This is a genomic window from Kitasatospora sp. NPDC002522 (assembly GCF_053595195.1).
In genome coordinates this window covers 135705-155066 of sequence record NZ_JBSFXE010000011.1, presented here as the reverse complement: position 1 = coordinate 155066, position 19362 = coordinate 135705, and the positions used below count along the sequence as shown (strand labels likewise).

At 71.9% G+C, this 19362-nt stretch carries 18 protein-coding genes and 2 riboswitches; of the genes, 14 read left to right on the top strand and 4 right to left on the bottom strand.

Features of this window, described 5'->3' with window-relative positions:
- Positions 1-94: 94 nt before the first annotated feature.
- From glyA to gcvT, 3 genes are all read right to left on the bottom strand, one after another.
- Positions 95-1363, bottom strand: coding sequence for a serine hydroxymethyltransferase (gene glyA / locus ACWD4U_RS12365; protein ID WP_363450950.1), 1269 nt, complete (start codon positions 1361-1363; stop codon positions 95-97).
- A 13-nt stretch (positions 1364-1376) separates the two neighbouring features.
- On the bottom strand, positions 1377-1751 hold the full coding sequence (gene gcvH / locus ACWD4U_RS12360; protein ID WP_363450947.1) for a glycine cleavage system protein GcvH: 375 nt from the start codon (positions 1749-1751) through the stop codon (positions 1377-1379).
- 101 nt (positions 1752-1852) lie between these two features.
- On the bottom strand, positions 1853-2989 hold the full coding sequence (gene gcvT / locus ACWD4U_RS12355) for a glycine cleavage system aminomethyltransferase GcvT (protein ID WP_363450945.1): 1137 nt from the start codon (positions 2987-2989) through the stop codon (positions 1853-1855).
- Positions 2990-3013: 24 nt separating this feature from the next.
- Positions 3014-3122: riboswitch (glycine riboswitch) on the bottom strand.
- Positions 3123-3223: riboswitch (glycine riboswitch) on the bottom strand.
- A gap of 138 nt (positions 3224-3361) precedes the next feature.
- On the opposite strand from gcvT, the gene ACWD4U_RS12350 reads away from it, so the two are divergent.
- The 11 genes from ACWD4U_RS12350 to ACWD4U_RS12300 all read left to right on the top strand — a co-directional run bounded on the left by ACWD4U_RS12350 (position 3362) and on the right by ACWD4U_RS12300 (position 15137).
- Positions 3362-4129: an enhanced serine sensitivity protein SseB gene (locus ACWD4U_RS12350; RefSeq protein ID WP_363450942.1), complete on the top strand. Its 768-nt coding sequence runs from the start codon at positions 3362-3364 to the stop codon at positions 4127-4129.
- 119 nt (positions 4130-4248) lie between these two features.
- Positions 4249-5097: an enhanced serine sensitivity protein SseB C-terminal domain-containing protein gene (locus tag ACWD4U_RS12345; protein WP_363450939.1), complete on the top strand. Its 849-nt coding sequence runs from the start codon at positions 4249-4251 to the stop codon at positions 5095-5097.
- 537 nt (positions 5098-5634) lie between these two features.
- The gene (locus tag ACWD4U_RS12340; RefSeq protein WP_363450937.1) at positions 5635-6633 is read left to right on the top strand and encodes an ABC transporter permease; all 999 of its coding nucleotides are present in this window, start codon (positions 5635-5637) and stop codon (positions 6631-6633) included.
- Positions 6634-6663: 30 nt separating this feature from the next.
- Positions 6664-8436: an ABC transporter substrate-binding protein gene (locus ACWD4U_RS12335; protein ID WP_363450935.1), complete on the top strand. Its 1773-nt coding sequence runs from the start codon at positions 6664-6666 to the stop codon at positions 8434-8436.
- 116 nt (positions 8437-8552) lie between these two features.
- Entirely contained in the window at positions 8553-9551 is a 999-nt protein-coding gene (locus ACWD4U_RS12330; protein ID WP_363450932.1) for an ABC transporter permease, read from the top strand.
- A complete protein-coding gene (locus ACWD4U_RS12325; RefSeq protein WP_363450930.1) occupies positions 9548-10594 on the top strand; it encodes an ABC transporter ATP-binding protein in 1047 nt (348 codons plus the stop codon). The genes ACWD4U_RS12330 and ACWD4U_RS12325 overlap by 4 nt, the downstream gene beginning before the upstream one ends.
- Positions 10595-10622: 28 nt before the next feature.
- The gene (locus ACWD4U_RS12320) at positions 10623-11672 is read left to right on the top strand and encodes an ABC transporter ATP-binding protein (RefSeq protein ID WP_363450928.1); all 1050 of its coding nucleotides are present in this window, start codon (positions 10623-10625) and stop codon (positions 11670-11672) included.
- 129 nt (positions 11673-11801) lie between these two features.
- Complete coding sequence (locus ACWD4U_RS12315) at positions 11802-12590, top strand: class I SAM-dependent methyltransferase (protein ID WP_363450926.1); 789 nt, start codon at positions 11802-11804, stop codon at positions 12588-12590.
- A gap of 26 nt (positions 12591-12616) precedes the next feature.
- Entirely contained in the window at positions 12617-13531 is a 915-nt protein-coding gene (locus tag ACWD4U_RS12310) for a DUF6891 domain-containing protein (RefSeq protein ID WP_363450924.1), read from the top strand.
- Between the two features lie 121 nt (positions 13532-13652).
- On the top strand, positions 13653-14432 hold the full coding sequence (locus ACWD4U_RS12305; protein WP_363450921.1) for a ferritin-like domain-containing protein: 780 nt from the start codon (positions 13653-13655) through the stop codon (positions 14430-14432).
- A 45-nt stretch (positions 14433-14477) separates the two neighbouring features.
- Complete coding sequence (locus tag ACWD4U_RS12300) at positions 14478-15137, top strand: trimeric intracellular cation channel family protein (protein WP_363450919.1); 660 nt, start codon at positions 14478-14480, stop codon at positions 15135-15137.
- Here the strand turns inward: ACWD4U_RS12300 and ACWD4U_RS12295 are convergent.
- Positions 15073-15894 (bottom strand): IclR family transcriptional regulator, encoded by an 822-nt coding sequence (locus ACWD4U_RS12295; protein ID WP_363450917.1) that lies wholly within the window; start codon positions 15892-15894, stop codon positions 15073-15075. The genes ACWD4U_RS12300 and ACWD4U_RS12295 overlap by 65 nt on opposite strands.
- A gap of 107 nt (positions 15895-16001) precedes the next feature.
- Between ACWD4U_RS12295 and ACWD4U_RS12290 the strand changes: the two genes are divergently transcribed.
- The 3 genes from ACWD4U_RS12290 to ACWD4U_RS12280 all read left to right on the top strand — a co-directional run bounded on the left by ACWD4U_RS12290 (position 16002) and on the right by ACWD4U_RS12280 (position 19231).
- Positions 16002-17183: a cysteine desulfurase family protein gene (locus ACWD4U_RS12290; protein ID WP_363450915.1), complete on the top strand. Its 1182-nt coding sequence runs from the start codon at positions 16002-16004 to the stop codon at positions 17181-17183.
- Positions 17184-17228: 45 nt separating this feature from the next.
- Positions 17229-17717, top strand: coding sequence for a MarR family winged helix-turn-helix transcriptional regulator (locus ACWD4U_RS12285; RefSeq protein ID WP_363450913.1), 489 nt, complete (start codon positions 17229-17231; stop codon positions 17715-17717).
- Positions 17718-17851: 134 nt separating this feature from the next.
- Positions 17852-19231, top strand: coding sequence for an MFS transporter (locus ACWD4U_RS12280; RefSeq protein ID WP_363450910.1), 1380 nt, complete (start codon positions 17852-17854; stop codon positions 19229-19231).
- Positions 19232-19362: the final 131 nt, after the last annotated feature.

Here is a 19362-nt window from a genome sequence, read left to right as displayed (position 1 = left end):
GGGGCACGGAACGGGGCACCGCGCGCACTGTCCAGTGTGCGCGGTGCCCCGGTTTGTCCGGTGGCCGCCGGGTTGGGGCGGCCGGTCGGACGGGTTACAGCTCGGGGTAGAGCGGGTGCTTGGCGGCCAGGGCGGTGACCCGGGCCTTCAGCGCCTCGGCCTTGGCCTCGTCGAAGCCCGGCAGCAGCGCCTCGGCGATGACGTCCGCGACCTCGCGGAAGTCCTCGGCGTCGAAGCCGCGGGTGGCCAGCGCCGGGGTGCCGATCCGCAGGCCGGAGGTGACCATCGGCGGGCGCGGGTCGTTCGGGACGGCGTTGCGGTTGACCGTGATGCCGACCTCGTGCAGGCGGTCCTCGGCGTCCTGGCCGTTGAGCTCGCTGTTGCGCAGGTCGACCAGGACCAGGTGCACGTCGGTGCCGCCGGAGAGGACGGAGACGCCGGAGGCGGCCACGTCGTCCTGGAGCAGGCGCTCGGCGAGGATCTTCGCGCCCTCCAGGGTACGGCGCTGGCGCTCCTTGAACTCCTCCGTGGCGGCGACCTTGAAGGCCACCGCCTTGGCGGCGATCACGTGCTCCAGCGGGCCGCCCTGCTGGCCGGGGAAGACCGCGGAGTTGATCTTCTTGGCGTGCTCGGCCTTGGAGAGGATGACGCCGCCGCGCGGGCCGCCCAGGGTCTTGTGCGTGGTGGTGGTGACCACGTCCGCGTACGGCACCGGGGAGGGGTGCAGGCCCGCGGCGACCAGGCCGGCGAAGTGCGCCATGTCGACCATCAGCAGGGCGCCGACCTCGTCCGCCACGCGGCGGAAGGCGGCGAAGTCCAGCTGGCGGGGGTAGGCGGACCAGCCGGCGATGATCAGCTTCGGCTGGTGCTCCTTGGCGAGGCGCTCGACCTCGGCCATGTCGACCTGGCCGGTCTTCTCGTCCACGTGGTACGCGACCACGTTGTAGAGCTTGCCGGAGAAGTTGATCTTCATGCCGTGGGTCAGGTGACCGCCGTGGGCCAGGTTCAGGCCCAGGATGGTGTCACCCGGCTGGATCAGCGCGAACATCGCCGCGGCGTTCGCCTGCGCGCCGGAGTGCGGCTGCACGTTGGCGTGCTCGGCGCCGAACAGCTCCTTGATCCGGTCGATGGCGATCTGCTCGACCACGTCGACGTACTCGCAGCCGCCGTAGTAGCGGCGGCCCGGGTAGCCCTCGGCGTACTTGTTGGTGAGCACCGAGCCCTGGGCCTCCATGACCGCCACGGGGGCGAAGTTCTCGGAGGCGATCATTTCCAGGGTGGTCTGCTGGCGGTGCAGCTCGGCGTCGACCGCGGCGGCGATCTCCGGGTCGAGCGCGTGCAGGGACTGGTTGAGAACCGTCATGGGGGACTCCCGGTCAGGCGCCGGTGAAGGCGGAGTAGCCGTCGGCGTCGAGCAGCTCGTCGGTGGCCTCGACTCGGACCTTGAACAGCCAACCGCCCTCGAAGGGCTCCGAGTTGACCAGGGCCGGCTCGTCGATGACCGCCTGGTTGACCTCGGTGACCTCGCCGGTGGCGGGGGAGAAGAGGTCGCTGACCGACTTGGTGGACTCGAGCTCGCCACAGGTCTCACCCGCGGTCACGGTGTCGCCCACCGCGGGGAGCTGGACGTACACGATGTCGCCGAGGGCGTCGGCCGCGTGCGCGGTGATGCCGACCGTCGACACCCCGTCCACGGCGGCGGTCAGCCACTCGTGCTCCTTGGTGTACTGCAGGTGCGTGGGGTTGCTCATGACGTCATTCTCCAGGATCGCGTGAGGGGAGGGCGCAGCCGTCCGCTGGGCGGACGGACGGGAAAAGGTCTGCTGGAAGGGTGTGCGGGGCTGACGGGACGTCAGCGGGCGCGCTTGTAGAACGGCAGCGCGACGACCTGGACCGGCTCGGCCTTGCCGCGGACGTCCACCGCGACGGTGCCGCCCGGCTCGGCGTGCGCGGCGTCCACGTACGCGATGGCGATCGGCTTGCCGAGGGTCGGCGACGGCGAGCCCGAGGTGATCCGGCCGATCGGGGCGCCCTCGGCGTCCACCACGGTGTACTCGGCGCGCGGCACCCGCTTGCCCTCGGAGACCAGGCCGACCAGCTTGCGCGGGGGGTTGGCCTCGGCCTGGGCGGCGGCCTCCTCCAGCGCCTTGCGGCCGACGAACGCGCCGCCGTTGGTGGTCTTGTCGAACCGCACCACCCGGCCGAGGCCCGCGTCGAACGGGGTCAGCTCGGTGGACAGCTCGTGCCCGTACAGCGGCATGCCGGCCTCCAGGCGCAGCGTGTCGCGGCAGGACAGGCCGCACGGGATCAGGCCCTTGTCGGCGCCGGCCTCGGTGAGGGCGGTCCACAGGTGCTCGGCGTCGGCGGGGGCGCAGAAGATCTCGAAGCCGTCCTCGCCGGTGTAGCCGGTGCGGGCCAGCCAGACGTCCTTGCCGGCCACGGTGGCGGGCAGCAGGGCGTAGTACTTCAGGCCGGGCAGGTCGGCGTCGGTGACCGAGGCGAGGATGCCGTTCGCCTCCGGGCCCTGGACGGCGAGCAGCGCGTAGGCGTCGCGGTCGTCGCGGACGGTCGCGTCGAAGCCCTCGGCGCGCTCGGTCAGCGCGTCCAGCACCACCTGGGCGTTGGAGGCGTTGGCGACCACCAGGTACTCGTTCTCGGCGGTCCGGTAGACGATCAGGTCGTCCAGGATGCCGCCGTCCTCGCGGCAGATCATGGTGTAGCGGGCGCGCAGCACGCCGAGCGCGGAGATGAAGCCGACCAGGGCGTGGTCGAGCAGCTCGCCGGCCTGCGGGCCGGACACGGTGATCTCGCCCATGTGCGAGAGGTCGAAGAGACCGGCCTTGGTGCGGACGGCGAGGTGCTCCTCGCGCTCGCTGCCGTAGCGCAGCGGCATGTCCCAGCCCGCGAAGTCGGTCATGGTGGCGCCGAGCGAGCGGTGCAGTGCGTCGAGCGCGGTCAGGCGGAGGGACACGACAGGACTCCCGGTCATCTGGAAACGGGCATGCTGGGGCGGATCTCCCCGTCTGTCGTCAAACCTGAGAGCTTCACCGCCTCCTGAACAGGATGGCGGCTTGCACCGTGGGTGGGCGCACGGCGCGGCCGTGTCCACTTTCCAGATGTGCCTCGCCCGCGCGGTAGGGGGGCCTGAGAGATTCCGGGGAGGACTTGCTCCTTCGGCGCCGGTCGCGACCAGGGGTCGTTCCGGCTCTCCCGCGCGGGTTCGAGCGGCCGGTATGAAGTTTGGGCGCCGCCATCATGGCATGCCGGAGCCCCCTCGCGGGAGTGGGGTTCGCCGCCACGCGCCGCGGACGGACCGTGCGCGCCGCTAACCTGATCGCAACCGCGGATGTGGAGGGGCGAGATGGGGTTCCCGCTGGGGCAGGTTCCGGAGGGCGGGGGCTGGCCGGCCAACGAACTGGAGCAGGTGTTGACGGCCGCGCTCGGCGACCCCGGGGCGACGCCCCGGGTGATCGAGGTGCTGGCCCGCAGCCAGGTGTGGATCCCGCTGCCGTCGGGCGCCGACCCGCAGGGCGGCTCGCTCGACCTGCCGACCCTCGAACTGGCCGGGGCGCCCTACGTCCCGGTGTACTCCTCGCAGGAGCAGTTCCTCCAGCACTGCCCGGGCTTCCCGTTCGCGATCGCCCCGATGTGGGAGTTCGCCCGCGGCCTGCCGCTGGGCATCGGCATCGCGGTCAACCCCGAGGCGCCGGTGGGCATCCCGGTCCCGCCGGAGGGCGTCGGCGAGCTGCGCCGCGGCCCGCGCGGCGAGCAGTGGGAGGCGCAGGGCGTCGTCGAGGGCGCCCGGGTCGCGCTCAAGGAGCCCGAGCCGCACCTGGAGCCGTTCGCCTTCCTGGCCGCCGCGACCACCGAACTCGCCCACGTGCCGGGCGTGCTGACCGCCCGCCGGGCCCTGGCCCGGGTGGAGGGCGAGCCCACCCTGCTGTACGTCGGGGTGCAGCTGGACCCGGTCGCCCCCGCCGACCCCGCCGAGGTCAACCTGGCGCTCGGCCGGGCGCTGGGAACCGCCCCGCCGAGCTGGGGCGTCCACCTGGTGCTGCTCGACCTGGTCGCCGACCCGGTGGTGGACTGGCTGCTCGGCCGCGTCCAGCCCTTCTACGTCCGACCCTGACCATCCATCATGGGGTCCGCACGGGGGACGGCGGCATGACGGCTGTCGGGCCCGCCCCATAGGGTTGCCCCGGCACACCGGAGCGCGGTTGGCGGCGGACGACGGAAGAGGGCGACGACGTGACGGGAGCAGCCGGCGATCCGGGCGAGATCGAGCGTGCCCTCGCAGCGGTCGCGCCTGACCGCTGGGAGGCGTACGAGGGCCTGCTGCGCGCCCTGGCCGGCGGTCAGGTCTGGATGCTGCTGTGGCACGGCAGCCCCGGCAGCCCGGACGCCCAGTACGGGAACATGGAGATCGGCGGGCACGGCTACGCGCCGTGCGTGACCTCGCCCGGGCAGCTCGCGGCCAGCGGCTGGAGCCGCGGCCACGAGGTGGTGTCCGGGCTGGAGATCGCCGGCGCGCTCTACCGCACCCGCTGGGGACTCTGGCTGGACCCGCACCGCCCCGGCGGCGGCGTCGGCGTGCCCTGGGCCGACCTGCGGCGGATCGCGGTCGGCCTGGACCGGCTGCCCGCCGGGCCGCTGCGGATCTCCGAACCGTCCGTGCAGGCGCCGCAGTTCTTCGCCGTGCTGGAGCAGCAGGCGGGCGAGGTGCGGCCGCTGCGCTCGCTGCGCCGGGCCTGGGTGCAGCCGGTGCTCGGCGAGCCCTACCTGGCGGTCGGCCTGGACCTGTACGACACCTCCGCGCCGGCCGTCGAGGCGGCCCGGGCGCTGGTGCAGCGGGCGGCCGCGCACGCCCCCGAGGGGCTGGCGGTGTCCACGGTGATGATGGCCGACGAGTTCGACCCGGTGGCGATGTGGCTGTGGGCCCACGCCCGCCCGTTCTTCGACCGGCAGTCCGGGCAAGCCGGACAAGCCGCCCCGGCCCCGCAGCCCTACCCGACCGGCTTTGGTTACGCAGCGCCACCACCGGCCGGTCCCGCCGGGGCCTGGCCGCAGGCTCCGTGGCCGGGCTATCCGGGCCGATGACAATACCCTGACACCCGCTCAGAAAACCCCCGACGCGACCTTTACCGAGGTCGGCGGGGGTTTTTTGCCAGCCCATGATCTACGCGCGAAACCCCCCGCACCACCTGGCGTTTTCCCGCCACTGGCGGGGGAACGTCAGCATGCCCCTTGACGGACATGTAACACCTGTGTGAAGAGCGTTATGCGGCCGCAACGAATGTGCATGCCGACAGATCACAGTTAGGCATCCTTCGGGATGGGGGTCTTCCGCCGGGCGCGTCCCATGACAGAGAGTGCTGCGCAATGCGGAGTGCAGGACGAACCCCACGAAGGTGAACGCACCGCCGCCACAGCATGAACCGCACGATGCGCACCTCCGTGCGGCGGCACCATGCACTTCCGCATTACGCAGTACACGGCTTCATCCCGTATGACCTGCTTGCTCACGCACTTCTGCACCGCCGCATCGGCGTCCGGCACCACCGCAACCGCTCTGCATTCCGCACCAAACGCGACTCCGTGGGCCGGCCACCGTCGGCGAGGGGAACGAACTGACTCATGACCACACCCACCGAGACCTCCGGTCCGGCCGCCGGCTCGCAGCCTGACGCCGCGTCAATTCCGGAGCCTGCCAAGAAGATCGAGGGCCGATCGCCCGGGCGCATCGCCTGGGACCGCCTGAAGCGCGACAAGGTCGCGCTCGGGGGCGGCGCCGTCGTGGTCCTGCTGATCCTGGCGGCCGTCTTCGCACCGGTGCTCAGCGCGCTGTTCGGCCACCCGGTCGACGAGCCGCACCCGGACCAGATCAACCCCGACCTCGGCCTGCCCAATGGCGCCTTCGGCGGCATCAGCGGGGACTTCCTGCTCGGTGTCGACCCCGTCTTCGGCCGGGACGTGTTCTCCCGCATCCTCTACGGGGCCCAGATCTCGCTGCTCGTCGCGCTCGGCGCGGCCGCGGTGGCGATCCTCTTCGGTGTGGTGCTCGGCATCATGGCCGGCTACTTCGGCGGCTGGGTCGACAACGTGATCAGCCGGATCATGGACGTGCTGCTGGCCTTCCCGCAGCTCCTGTTCAGCATCGCCCTGGTGTCGGTGATCCCCAACTCGGTGCTCGGCCTGGGTGACACGACCGTTCGCGTGCTGGTGCTGATGATGGTGATCGGCTTCTTCGGCTGGCCCTACATCGGACGCATCGTCAGAGGCCAGGCGATGTCGCTGCGCGAACGCGAGTTCGTGGACGCCGCGCGCAGCCTCGGCGCCGGCCGCGCCCACATCCTGTTCCGTGAACTCCTGCCCAACCTGGTGGCCCCGATCCTGGTCTACACGACCCTGATCATCCCCACCAACATCTTGAACGAGGCGGCGCTCAGCTTCCTCGGGGCCGGTGTCCGGCCGCCCACCCCGTCCTGGGGGCAGATGCTCTCGGACGCGGTCGGGATCTACCAGGCGGACCCCACCTACATGGTGATTCCCGGCCTCGCCATCTTCATCACCGTGCTCGCCTTCAACCTCTTCGGTGACGGCCTGCGTGACGCGCTCGACCCCAAGGGCAACTGAGCCCGCCCAACTCTGGAGGTTCCCCCAACCATGAAGCGAAACAGGACGCTCGCGGCGGCCGCCCTCGTGGCCACCCTCGCCCTCACCACCGCGGCCTGCGGCGGCAGCAAGGGCGGCTCGGGCAGCGACAACGCCAGCGCCAAGTCCGGTGCGGCCGGCTTCAACGCGGCGGCCGACAAGGTGGTGAACCCGTCCGACAAGAAGGGCGGCACCCTCAACCTGTGGACCACCACCGACGTCGACTCCCTCGACCCGGGCCGCGCCTACTACGCCTCGGTGTGGAACTTCGAGCGCTTCTACGCCCGCACCCTGCTGGCCTTCGACGGCAAGCCGGGCAAGGACGGCCTGAACCTCGTCCCCGACCTGGCCTCGGCCAAGCCGGAGATCTCCGCGGACGGCAAGACCTACACCTTCAAGCTGAAGTCCGGCCTGAAGTTCGAGGACGGCTCGCCGATCACCTCGAAGGACATCAAGTACGGCATCGAGCGCGTCTTCGCGCAGGACGTCATCTCCGGCGGCCCGACCTACCTGATCAACGAGCTCGACCAGGGCCAGGACTACAAGGGCCCCTACACCGACACCGACCCGAACAAGCTGGGCCTGAAGTCGGTGCAGACCCCGGACGACTCGACCATCATCTTCAGCCTGGCGAAGCCGAACTCGGACTTCCCCTACCTGCTGGCGATGGGCTCGGCCGCCCCGGTCCCGCAGAAGCTGGACACCGGCGCCAAGTTCGGTGACAAGCCGGTCTCCTCCGGCCCGTACAAGTTCAAGTCGGCCGAGCCGGGCAAGGGCTACGAGCTGGTCCGCAACGAGAACTGGGACCCGGCCTCCGACCCGTTCCGCAAGGCGCTGCCGGACGTCGTCAAGCTGACCGTCACCACCAACGCCGACGACATGGACGCCCGCCTGCTCTCCGGCGACGCCGACCTCGACTGGGCGCAGACCGGTCTGTCCCAGGCCGCCCAGGTCAAGGTCCTCCAGGACCAGGCGCTGAAGGCCCACACCGACGACCCGTACAACGGCTTCATCCGCTACGTGACCATCGCCCCGTCGGTGGCCCCGTTCGACAACCAGCACTGCCGCAACGCGGTGCTGTACGCGGCCGACACCACCGCGCTGCAGACCGCCCGCGGCGGCTCCGTGGCCGGCTCGCTGTTCGGCTCGATGCTGCCCCCGAACATCCTCGGCTCCGACGACTACGACCCGTACGGCTTCACCAAGGGCAAGCCGAACGTGGACAAGGCGAAGGAGGAGCTGAAGGCCTGCGGCAAGCCGGACGGCTTCAAGACCACCATCGCGGTCCGCGGCAACAAGCCGAAGGAGGTCAACTCCGCGGTGGCGCTGCAGACGGCCCTCAAGGCGGTCGGCATCGACGTCACCGTCGACCAGTACGACGGCAAGCTGATCTCCTCGGTCATCGGTGCGCCCGACGTCGTCAAGACCAAGGGCTACGGCCTGATCGTGATGGGCTGGGGCGCCGACTACCCGACCGGCTCCGGCTACCTGCAGCCGCTGGTCGACGGCCGCTTCATCACCAGCAACGGCAACAACAACTACGCCGGCATCAACGACCCGGAGATCAACGGCTGGTTCGACCAGGCCGCGGCGTCGACCGACCCGGCGAAGGCCGCCGACTTCTACAAGAAGATCAACCACAAGGTGATCGACGGCGGCTACTACCTGCCCATCGTCGCCGACAAGGCCCTCAACTGGCGCAACCCGCGCCTGACCAACGTCTACATCACCGACGCCTTCGGCGAGGTGGACTTCCAGGCGCTCGGCGTCTCCGACGGCAAGTGACCTGACCCTCCCCGTAGTTCGCACCGCTAGTCCGAAGGGCAGGTGAAGGCCCTGCCCGGGTCGGCCGGGACTCCCCCACCGGGGAGCCCGGTCGGCCCGTGGCAGGGCCGACCGCAGTGCTCGTTTATCTCGTCAGGCGACTGGTCAACGTCGTCTTCATGCTGCTGGTGGTCGCCGCGGTGACTTTCGGCATCTTCTTCATGGTGCCCAAGCTCACCGGGACCGACCCCGCGATGCTCTACGTGGGCAAGATCGCGGACCACGCGGCCGTCGAGGGTATCCGCCACAAGATGGGCCTCGACAAGTCGATCGTCGAACAGTTCTGGCTGTTCCTCAAGGGCGTGTTCGTCGGCCGGGACTTCAACGCCGGCACCGACATCACCCACTGCGCGGCCCCCTGCCTGGGCTACTCGTTCAAGACCGAGCGGGAGGTGTGGCCGCTCCTGCTCGACCGGGTGGGCGTGGACTTCTCGCTCGCGGTCGGCGCCTCGCTGCTGTGGCTGGTCTTCGGCACCGCCACCGGCGTCATCTCGGCGCTCCGCCGGGGCACCGCCCTGGACCGCATCACCATGACCGTCGCGCTGGCCGGCGTCTCGCTGCCGATGTACTTCACCGGCCTGGTCGCCCTCGCGGTCTTCGTGCACCAGCTCGGCTGGTTCCCGAACAACTACACCGACTTCACCGACAACCCGGTCTCCTGGTTCCAGGGCCTGGTGCTGCCGTGGGTGACGCTGGCGTTCCTGTTCGCGGCCACCTACGCCCGACTCAGTCGCGCCACGCTGCTGGACGTCCTCGGCGAGGACTACATCCGCACCGCGCGCGCCAAGGGCCTCAAGGAGCCGGTGGTCATCGGCAAGCACGCCATGCGCGCCACCCTCACCCCGATCCTGACCATCTTCGGCATGGACCTCGGCGGCCTGCTCGGCGGTGCGGTGCTCACCGAGAAGACCTTCAACCTCCGCGGGCTCGGTTACGAGGCGGTCACCTCGATCGCCTCCAGCGACCTGCCGGTGATCATGGGTGTGACCCTCTTCGCGGCCTTCTTCATCATCCTGGCCAACCTCGCGGTTGACCTGCTGTACGCCGTCGTCGATCCTCGGGTGAGGCTGGCATGAGCAACACCGACAAGCCTTTCCTGTCCGTCCGCGACCTGAAGGTGCACTTCCCGACCGACGACGGACTGGTCAAGTCCGTCAACGGTCTGAGCTTCGACCTGGAGCGCGGCCAGACCCTCGGCATCGTCGGCGAGTCCGGTTCCGGAAAGTCCGTCACCTCGCTGTCGATCATGGGCCTGCACCGCACCGGCACCAAGCGCGGCGCCCCGCAGATCTCCGGTGAGATCTGGCTGGACGGCGAGGAGCTGGTCGCCGCCGGGCCGGACCGGGTGCGCAAGCTGCGCGGCCAGAAGATGGCGATGATCTTCCAGGACCCGCTGACCGCGATGCACCCGTACTACACGGTCGGCGCGCAGATCATTGAGGGCTACCGGGCGCACCACCCCGGCGCCTCCAAGAAGGAGGCCCGCACCCGCGCCATCGAGATGCTCGACCGGGTCGGCATCCCGCAGCCCGACAAGCGGGTCGACGGCTACCCGCACGAGTTCTCCGGCGGCATGCGCCAGCGCGCGATGATCGCGATGGCGCTGGTCAACGACCCGTCGCTGCTGATCGCCGACGAGCCGACCACCGCCCTCGACGTCACCGTCCAGGCGCAGATCCTCGACCTGATCCGCGACCTGCAGAAGGAGTTCGGCTCCGCCGTCATCATCATCACCCACGACCTGGGCGTGGTCGCCGAACTGGCCGACGACATCCTGGTCATGTACGGCGGCAAGCCGGTCGAGCGCGGCCCCGCCGCCACCCTGTTCGAATCCCCCGAGCACCCCTACACCTGGGGCCTGCTCGGCTCGATGCCCCGACTCGACCGGGAGCTCCAGGACCGGCTGATCCCGGTCAAGGGCACCCCGCCGAGCCTGATCAACGTGCCGTCCGGCTGCGCCTTCCACCCGCGCTGCCCGTACGCCGAGCTCACCGGCGGCCGCTCCACCAGCGAGGTGCCCGTGCTCGCCGAGGCCGCGCCCCGGCACCACGCCGCCTGCCACCTGCCGATCGCCGAACGCCACCGGATCTTCACCGAAGAGATCGCGCCCCGGCTGTGAGCACGTACCACCCACTTGGAGACAACCGATGACGGACAGCCAGACGGCGGCCCCGCAGGCCGTCAAGGTGCCCGCCCAGGCATCCGGCCCGGACCGCGAACCGCTGCTGCGGGTGACCGGGCTGACCCGGCACTTCCCGGTGACCAAGGGCCTGTTGAAGCGTCAGGTCGGCGCGGTGCGCGCGGTCGACGGCATCGACTTCGCGGTCAACGCCGGCGAGACCCTCGGCGTGGTCGGCGAGTCCGGCTGTGGCAAGTCGACCATGGGCCGCCTGGTCACCCGGCTCGACGAACCCACCTCCGGGAAGATCGAGTTCGAGGGTGCGGACATCACCCACCTGAGCGTCTCGGCGATGCGGCCCTACCGCCGCGACATCCAGATGATCTTCCAGGACCCGTACTCCTCGCTCAACCCGCGGCACACCATCGGCACCATCGTCGGCGCGCCGTTCCGGCTGCAGAAGGTGGCCACCGAGCACGGCGTCAAGCGGGCGGTCCAGGACCTGTTGGAGCTCTGCGGCCTCAGCCCCGAGCACTACAACCGGTACCCGCACGAGTTCTCCGGCGGCCAGCGCCAGCGCATCGGCATCGCCCGCGCGCTCGCCCTCAAGCCGAAGATGATCGTCGCCGACGAGCCGGTCTCCGCGCTGGACGTCTCCATCCAGGCGCAGGTGGTCAACCTGCTGGACGACCTCCAGAACGAGCTCGGGCTGACCTACCTGATCATCGCGCACGACCTCTCGGTGGTCCGGCACGTCTCCGACCGGGTCGCCGTGATGTACCTCGGCAAGGTGGTGGAGATCGCCGACCGCGACTCGCTCTACACCGCGCCGATGCACCCGTACACCAACGCGCTGATGTCCGCGGTGCCGGTGCCGGACCCCCGGCGCAAGGAGAACCGCGAGCGGATCCTGCTCACCGGTGACGTGCCCTCGCCGCTCAACCCGCCGTCGGGCTGCCGGTTCCGCACCCGGTGCTGGAAGGCGCAGGACATCTGCGCCAGCCAGGAACCGCCGCTCGCGGTCGCGAAGACGGGGCACCAGGTGGCGTGCCACTTCCCGGAGAACGCGACGGTCTGACGCACTGCCGGATCCGCCCAGGGTGGGGAGTTCCCCGCGCTGGGCGGATCTTGCCGTTCGGCCAGGGTTGCTCGCGCAGTTACTCGCGCCCCTGGCGGGGCGCGGATTCCAGGTATGGGGAGACGGTTCATGGAGTTCGCGGAGTTCGAGCGGCGGGGGTGGGCGACCCGTAGCGGGGGGTACGACGGCGGGTTCGGGGCGATGACCGCCGGGGTGCACGGGCGATTGCTGGAGGCGGCGGGGGTCGGTGCGGGGACCCGGTTGCTGGAGGTGGGCTGCGGGACGGGGCGGCTGGCGGCGCTCGCGCTGGGGCTCGGGGCCGAACTGACCGCGACGGACGCCGCGGTGGAGATGGTGCGGGCCACCGCGGCCGGGCTGCCCGGGGTGACGGTGTGCCAGGCGGTGCTGCCGGGGCTGCCGTTCAGGGCCGGGGAGTTCGAGGCGGCGGTCGGCGCGTTCGTGATCAACCACGTGCCGGACCCGGCGGGGGCCGTCGCCGACCTGCACCGCGTCCTGGAGCCGGGCGGCCGGGTCGTGCTCTCCTGCTGGGACACCCTGGCCGCCAACCGCGCCCAGGGGATCTTCTTCGACGCCTTCGAGCAGTCCGGCGCCGTCCGCCCGACCGGCCTGCCCAGCGCGCCGTTCGCGGCGCACGCCACCCCGGAGGGGCTGGCCGCGCTGCTCGCCGGCGCGGGCTTCGCGGAGGTCCGGGTCGAGCCCGTCCGGTGGCTGCACCGGGTCGACCCCGAGCAGTGGTGGCACGACGTGCGCTCCGGCACGGTGCTCACCTCCGCGCTGATCGAGGGTCAGCCGCCCGCCACCGTCGAGCGGATCCACGCCGCCTACCACCGGCTGGCCGCCGCCCACCCGGAGGGCTTCCCCGCGGCCGCGCTGGTCGCCACCGGCGTACGGCCCTGACAGTGCGGCCTGGCAGAGTACCGGCCATGCTGCCGATCACCGTCCGCACCGAGTCCGGCCCCCGCCGGCTGCGTCCCACCGACGACGAACTCGCCGCCGCCGTACGGGCGATGGGCTCCGACCCGCAACGGCACGTGGTGCTCGCGCGGATCCCCGACCTGCCGGAGGAGTTCGCCCAGAGCTGCCCGGTCGAGGGCGGTTGGACGGTCGAGCACCGGGCCGGCGGCCCGGACCGGCACTACGAGACCCTGGTCACCGACCTCGGCCGGGTCGCCGAACTGCTCACCGGCTGGGCCCGTGGCGAGGCCGGCTGGGACGCGGGCGTCGACTGGCAGCCGATGGACTTCGGCCCGGCGCCCGAACCCGCCCCGCTGACCCTCGGGCCCGAGGACGAGACCGTCCTGCTCGACGCGGTGCGGCTGCTGCTGGCCGGCGGGTACGCGACCCGCGCGGACGCCGCCGAACTGGCCGAGGAATACCTGGTCGACGGCGACCGCCGACCGGTCAGCCGGGCGCAGGCCGCGCAACTCGCCGACCAGCTCTGGCTGGAGCGGGTCGCCGAGCAGCGCAGCTGGCAGGGCGAGACCGACCCCGAGCGGCTGACCCGCGCCTTCGCCGCGCTGGACGCCCGCGGCATCACCGCCCGCGAGGACTTCACCTGCTGCCGCAGCTGCGGCCACGGCGAGATCTGGGCGGACGGCGAGCCGGATGCCCGCGGCTTCGTCTACTTCCACCGCCAGTGCACCGAGTCCGCCGCCCGCGGCGAGGACCTGATGCTGCTGTACGGGGGCTTCGACGACTCGGAGGCGACCACCACGGCGGTCGGCCACGAGGTGGCCGAGGCGCTCCGGGACATCGGTCTGACGGTCCGTTGGGACGGCGACCCGGGCCACGCGATCCGGGTGGTGGACCTGGACTGGCGCCGCCGGCTGATCGGCTAGCCCGACTGCGGCAAGGCCGTCCTTCGTCCGGCGCAGTGCGCGGCGTGAGCTGTTGCCCGGGCCGTGGGCGGTGCCTTGACTGGACCGGATGTCACCGGCTTCCCGTTCGAGGGGTGGTCCCATGCTGTCGGCCCGCAGTCTGTTCCAGGAGATCCACGACGACGACCAGGCGTTCCGGCTGTTCTGCTCCATCGCCGCCAAGGGCGAGGACCAGGGCGGCTGGGAGAACGGGCGGATCTCCCGACTGGTGCCCGACCGGGAGCTGGCCCCCAAGGTCGCCCGGCACGGCGCCGACGAGGACAAGCACGGACGGATCTTCAAGGCGCTGATGCACAAGCGCGGCCTCGACCCGGTCGACGTCCCCGACGACACCGACTACACGATGATCCTGGAGCGCCAGGGCATCGGCCTCGCGCACGCCCGGCTGCGCCGCGACGAGCCGCTCACCGAGCAGGACGTGATCACCTACCTCGTGCACAGCCGGGTCACCGAACAGCGGGCGTCCGAGCAGATGCTGATGCTGAAGAAGATCTTCGGCGACCACCCGGAGCTCGGCCGCGCCGTCCGGATGATCTCCAACGACGAGGACAACCACCTGGCGTTCTGCCACGAGGAGCTGCTGCGACTGGCCCACCGCGGCCACGGCCGGGCCATCCTGGACACCCTGCAGACCACCGCCCGCGCCGAGATCCGCACCTACCGGGACGTCAGCCTGGCGGTGATGGCGCACCTCGGCGAGCAACTGCGCTGGACGAAGGCGAAGTCGGCGGCGCTGGCCGCGGGCATCCACGCGGTGTACGCGTACGAGCGGGTCGGCGGCTGGCGGCGGATGACCACGCTGCGGATGCCGGCCAAGCTGAACGCCCTGGGCGGCCCCGCCCCGCACGAGACCTTCGCCTGACCGCCCGCCGACGGGCCGTCGGAGGCCGCCGTGGAGACTGACCCGGTGAGCTCCGAGATCTTCCCGCACACCGTCCAGCAGACCCTCGACCTGATCGGCATCTTCGTCTTCGCCCTCTCCGGCGGCCTGCTGGCGGTCCGCAAGAACATGGACATCTTCGGCATCTGCGTCCTCGCCGAGGCGACCGCCCTCGGCGGCGGCGTGCTGCGGGACCTGGTGATCGGCGCGCTCCCGGTGGCCGCGTTCACCAACCTCGGCTACTTCTCCACCCCGCTGGCCGCCGGGCTGGTGGTGTTCTTCCTGCACCCCGAGGTGGAGCGGATCAACCGCGCGGTGCAGACCCTGGACGCGGCCGGCCTGGGCCTGTTCTGCGTCACCGGCACCATCAAGGCGCACGACTACGGCCTCGGCTCGGTCTCCTCGGTCGCCTGCGGCATGCTGACCGCCGCGGGCGGCGGCGTGATCCGCGACCTGCTGGCGATGGAGCCGCCCTCGCTGCTGCGCTGGGACCGGGAGATCTACGCGGTGCCCGCGCTGGTCGGCTCGGCGATCGTCGCGGTGCTGATCGCCACCGGGGACCTGACCCCGCTGAGCGCCTCGGTGGCGGCCGTCGCCGCGTTCGTGATCCGGCTGCTGGCGCTCAGGTACGGCTGGCGCGCACCTCGTGCTTGGCACCGCAACGGTTCTCGCACCAGCGAGGAGTAGGGGAGCCGCCGTACGCCAGCGAGATCGCCTCCACCGTGCACAACAGCTCCGGCAGCAGCCGGCTCAGCTCGGTCACCGAGGCGACCCGGACCGGGGCGGAGATCGAGCAGGCGGCGATCGCGGTGCCCTCGGTGCCGGCGATCGGCGCGGCGATGCAGTTCACCGACTCCTGGTACTCGGCCTGGTCCACCGCCCAGCCGAGCCGCCGCACCTCGGCCAGTTCCGCGCGGAACGCCTCCGCACTGCGGATCGACTGCGGGGTGCGGGCCGGGAAGTCCTGCTCGTCGAGGAAGGTGCCGAGCCGGTCCGGCGGCAGGTCGGCCAGCAGCACCTTGCCCGCCGCGGTGGCCACCGCCGGGGCGCGCTTGCCGATCCGGCTGGCCTCGCCCAGCCAGGTGCGGGCCGACTCCGGGTAGCGGGCCTCCACCTTGTCCAGGTAGAGCACCTCGCCCTCCTCCAGCACCGACAGGTGCACGGTGTGCCCGTACCGCTCGTTCAGTACCGCCAGGTACGGCGCGGCCACCTGGCGGATGTCGATGCCCTCCAGCGCCTGGTGGGCCAGCGCGAACAGCCGCCCGCCGAGCCGGTAGCGCTGGTCGGACTGGCGGGTGACGAAACCGTGTTCCTGCAGCGTGCGCAGCAGCCGGAGCGCCGTGGACTTGTGCACCCCGATCCTGGCCGCGGCCTGTTCCAGCGAGGCGGGCCCCTCGCCCAGCGAGGCCAGGATGGTCAGCGCCCGGTCGACGGTCTGCGACACGGTTCCCACTCCCTTACACACCCGGATTGGCGGGAAGGCTAACGGCGCGTTGCACAGGGTGCAATGGCCAAATCGTGACTCGGCCGCCGCCTACACTTGGAGCCGCTATGGCTTACCTCGATCACGCCGCCACCACTCCGATGCTGCCCGAGGCGATCGCCGCGGTGACGGCGCACCTCGGGGCGGTCGGCAACGCCTCGTCCCTGCACACGGCCGGCCGGCGCGCCCGGCGCGCGGTCGAGGAGGCCCGGGAGTCACTGGCCGAGTCACTCGGCGCCCGCCCCAGCGAGATCGTCCTGACCGGCGGGGGCACCGAGTCCGACAACCTCGCCGTCAAGGGCCTCTACTGGGCCCGGCGGGACGCCGACCCGGCCCGCAGACGGGTGCTCAGCAGCCCGATCGAGCACCACGCCGTGCTGGACGCCCTGCACTGGCTGGCCGAGCACGAGGGCGCCGAGGTCGAGTACCTGCCGGTGGACGCCGTCGGCCGGATCCACCCCGAGGCGCTGCGGGCGGCCATCGAGCCGGACCCGGGGACGGTCGCCCTGGTCACCGTGATGTGGGCCAACAACGAGGTCGGCACCCTCCAGCCGGTCCGCGAACTCGCGGCCGTCGCCGCCGAGTTCGGCATCCCGATGCACTCCGACGCGGTGCAGGCGCTCGGCCAGGTGCCGGTCTCCTTCGCCGAGTCCGGGCTCACCGCGCTCACCGTCACCGGCCACAAGGTCGGCGGCCCCTACGGCGTCGGCGCGCTGCTGCTCTCCCGCTCCGCCGCGCCCGTCCCGCTGCTGCACGGCGGCGGACAGGAGCGCGACGTCCGCTCCGGCACCCTCGACGTGCCCGGCTCGGCGGGCTTCGCGGTCGCCGCCGCGCTCGCCGTCGAAGGCCAGCCCGGCTACGCGCAGCGGGTCGGCGCGCTGCGCGACCGGCTGGTCGAGGTGGTGCGCGCCGCCGCGCCCGACGCCGTGTTCAACGGCGACCCGGCGAGCTCCGGGCGGCTGCCCGCCAACGCGCACTTCTCCTTCCCCGGCTGCGAGGGCGACGCGCTGCTGATGCTGCTCGACGCGGCCGGCGTCGAGTGCTCCACCGGCTCGGCCTGCTCGGCCGGCGTCCCGCAGCCCAGCCACGTGCTGCTCGCGATGGGCGTCGCCCCCGAACTCGCCCGGGCCTCGCTGCGCTTCTCGCTCGGCCACACCTCCACCGAGGCGGACGTCGCCGAACTCGCCGCGGCGCTGCCCGGCGCGGTCGAGCGGGCCCGGCGGGCCGGACTGGTGCGCGCCTCGCGCTGATTCGTTCCTTGCGGGACGTTCTGCTGCCGGACGTATTCTGGGAGGATGAGCGCACCCGTCCCGCAGCGGACCGTCCGCGACCTCACCGAACTGCTGGTGCAGGCCGCCCACGCCATGAACACCCGGCTGTCGCTGGCCCTGGCCGAGATCGACAGCTCGCCGCGCATCCACTGCGTCCTGGTGCACGCCATGGAGGCCGAGCGCACCCAGTCCCAACTCGCCGCGCTGGCCGGGCTGGACAAGACCACGATGGTGGTCACCGCCGACGAGCTGGAGCGGGCGGGCCTGGCCGAACGCCGCCCGTCCGCGACCGACCGGCGAGTGCGCGTCATCGAGGTGACCCCGGCCGGCGAGGAGCTGGTCCGCCGCGGGGTGGTGATCGTCGACCGGGTGCACGCCGAGGCGCTGGACGAACTCTCGCCCGGGGAGCGGCAGGTGGTGGTGGACGCGCTCACCAAGCTGAAGCGGGAGCCGGAGGCGGGCGGGGAGGTGGGGGAGAAGGCGGTGCGGCGGCCGCGGCGGGCGCGGCAGTAGGTGGGGCCGGGGTCGGTCGGAGATAGTCCCGGGATCGTCCTGGATTAGATCGTCTATTACAAAACTATCTGCTACGGTCTCTCTTGTGAGGGGTCGCGCGTCCGTGCGCGGCCCGGAGGGAGGGGAGACCCGTCATGTCCGAAAACCCGACGCGCGCCCGCTGGCCGGCCCTCGCGGTGGTCTGCGCCGGCATGCTGATGGTGATCCTGGACGGCTCGATCACCACCGTCGCGCTGCCCGAGATCCAGCGGCAACTGCACTTCTCCCCGGCCGGGTTGGCCTGGGTGGTGGACGCCTACGTGGTCGCCTTCGGCGGACTGTTGCTGCTCGCCGGACGCCTCGGCGACCTGCTCGGACCGCGCCGGATCTACCTCGCCGGCCTCGCCGTCTTCACCGCCGCCTCGCTGCTCTGCGGCCTGGCCGGCACCCCCGCGATGCTGATCGCCGCCCGCTTCCTGCAGGGCGCCGGCGGTGCGATGGCCTCCGCCGTCGGCCTCGGCATGGTCGTCCCGCTCTTCCCCGAACCCGCCGAACGCGCCAAGGCCTTCGGCGCCGTCAGCTTCACCGGCGCGGCCGGCGCCTCGCTCGGCCAGGTCCTCGGCGGCGTCCTCACCGAAGGACTCGGCTGGCACTGGATCTTCTTCATCAACCTGCCGATCGGGGCCGCCGCGATCTTGGCGGGCCGCCGGCTGCTGCGACCTGACGAGGCGTCGGGCGGACGGGCGGCCGTCGACGCGGTCGGCGCGGCCCTGGTGACGTCCGGCCTGATGGTGGGGGTCTACGCGATCGTCGAGGCCGGCCCGCGAGGGTGGGCGTCCGCCCACACGCTGGGCTTCGGGGCAGCCGCGGTCCTGCTGCTGGGCGGGTTCGTGCTCCGGCAGACCCGGGCCGCGATGCCGCTGCTGCCGCTGCGGATGCTCGGCGAGCGGGTGGTCGCCCTGGCGAACGTGATCCAGATGCTGCTGCTGGCCGCGCTGTTCGGGTTCCAGGTGCTGATCGCGCTGTACCTCCAGGACGTCCAGCACTACGGCGCACTCGGGACCGGACTGGCCATGCTCCCCGCCGCCGTCACGATCGGCGTGGTGTCGCTGGCGGTCGCCGCCCGCGCCATCAACCACCTCGGCGAGCGCCGCACTCTGCTCATCGGCCTCGGCCTGCTCACCGTCGGCCTCGGCCTCCTCACCCGGCTCCCCTCCGGGCCGCTGCACTACGCGACCGACCTGCTCCCCACCATGCTCAGCGCCGCCGGCTTCGGCCTCGCCATCACCGCCCTCACCGCCCTCGGCATGGCCGACGCCCGCCCCGAGGACGCCGGCCTGCGCTCCGGACTGCTCTCCACCACCCAGCAGGTGGGCGCGGCACTGGGGGTGGCGGTGCTCACCATGCTCAGTGCTGCCGGCGGCTACCGGTTGGCGTTCGGGGTGGGGGCGGTGTTGCTGGTGGCGGCGATGGCGCTCACTGCTGCGCTGCCGCAGGTGTCTGGGGGCTCGGGGAACGGCGAGGCGAGTGCCTGACGGTCTGAAGCCGGCTGCAGGTCTTGGAGACCTCCACGCGACCAGACCTCGCAGCGCCCCGGAACCCCGACCGCCACGCACTCCCGCCGTTCCCCGGGCCCCTGAACCCGCCTTCTGTACTCTGGGAGGCA

What these genes read in the sequence shown, in the direction of transcription:
- glyA (WP_363450950.1), bottom strand. Translation starts at nt 1,363, where the DNA reads ATGACGGTTCTCAACCAGTCCCTGCACGCGCTCGACCCGGAGATCGCC.
- gcvH (WP_363450947.1), bottom strand. Translation starts at nt 1,751, where the DNA reads ATGAGCAACCCCACGCACCTGCAGTACACCAAGGAGCACGAGTGGCTG.
- gcvT (WP_363450945.1), bottom strand. Translation starts at nt 2,989, where the DNA reads ATGACCGGGAGTCCTGTCGTGTCCCTCCGCCTGACCGCGCTCGACGCA.
- ACWD4U_RS12350 (WP_363450942.1), top strand. Translation starts at nt 3,362, where the DNA reads ATGGGGTTCCCGCTGGGGCAGGTTCCGGAGGGCGGGGGCTGGCCGGCC.
- ACWD4U_RS12340 (WP_363450937.1), top strand. Translation starts at nt 5,635, where the DNA reads ATGACCACACCCACCGAGACCTCCGGTCCGGCCGCCGGCTCGCAGCCT.
- ACWD4U_RS12335 (WP_363450935.1), top strand. Translation starts at nt 6,664, where the DNA reads ATGAAGCGAAACAGGACGCTCGCGGCGGCCGCCCTCGTGGCCACCCTC.
- ACWD4U_RS12325 (WP_363450930.1), top strand. Translation starts at nt 9,548, where the DNA reads ATGAGCAACACCGACAAGCCTTTCCTGTCCGTCCGCGACCTGAAGGTG.
- ACWD4U_RS12320 (WP_363450928.1), top strand. Translation starts at nt 10,623, where the DNA reads ATGACGGACAGCCAGACGGCGGCCCCGCAGGCCGTCAAGGTGCCCGCC.
- ACWD4U_RS12315 (WP_363450926.1), top strand. Translation starts at nt 11,802, where the DNA reads ATGGAGTTCGCGGAGTTCGAGCGGCGGGGGTGGGCGACCCGTAGCGGG.
- ACWD4U_RS12310 (WP_363450924.1), top strand. Translation starts at nt 12,617, where the DNA reads ATGCTGCCGATCACCGTCCGCACCGAGTCCGGCCCCCGCCGGCTGCGT.
- ACWD4U_RS12305 (WP_363450921.1), top strand. Translation starts at nt 13,653, where the DNA reads ATGCTGTCGGCCCGCAGTCTGTTCCAGGAGATCCACGACGACGACCAG.
- ACWD4U_RS12290 (WP_363450915.1), top strand. Translation starts at nt 16,002, where the DNA reads ATGGCTTACCTCGATCACGCCGCCACCACTCCGATGCTGCCCGAGGCG.
- ACWD4U_RS12285 (WP_363450913.1), top strand. Translation starts at nt 17,229, where the DNA reads ATGAGCGCACCCGTCCCGCAGCGGACCGTCCGCGACCTCACCGAACTG.
- ACWD4U_RS12280 (WP_363450910.1), top strand. Translation starts at nt 17,852, where the DNA reads ATGTCCGAAAACCCGACGCGCGCCCGCTGGCCGGCCCTCGCGGTGGTC.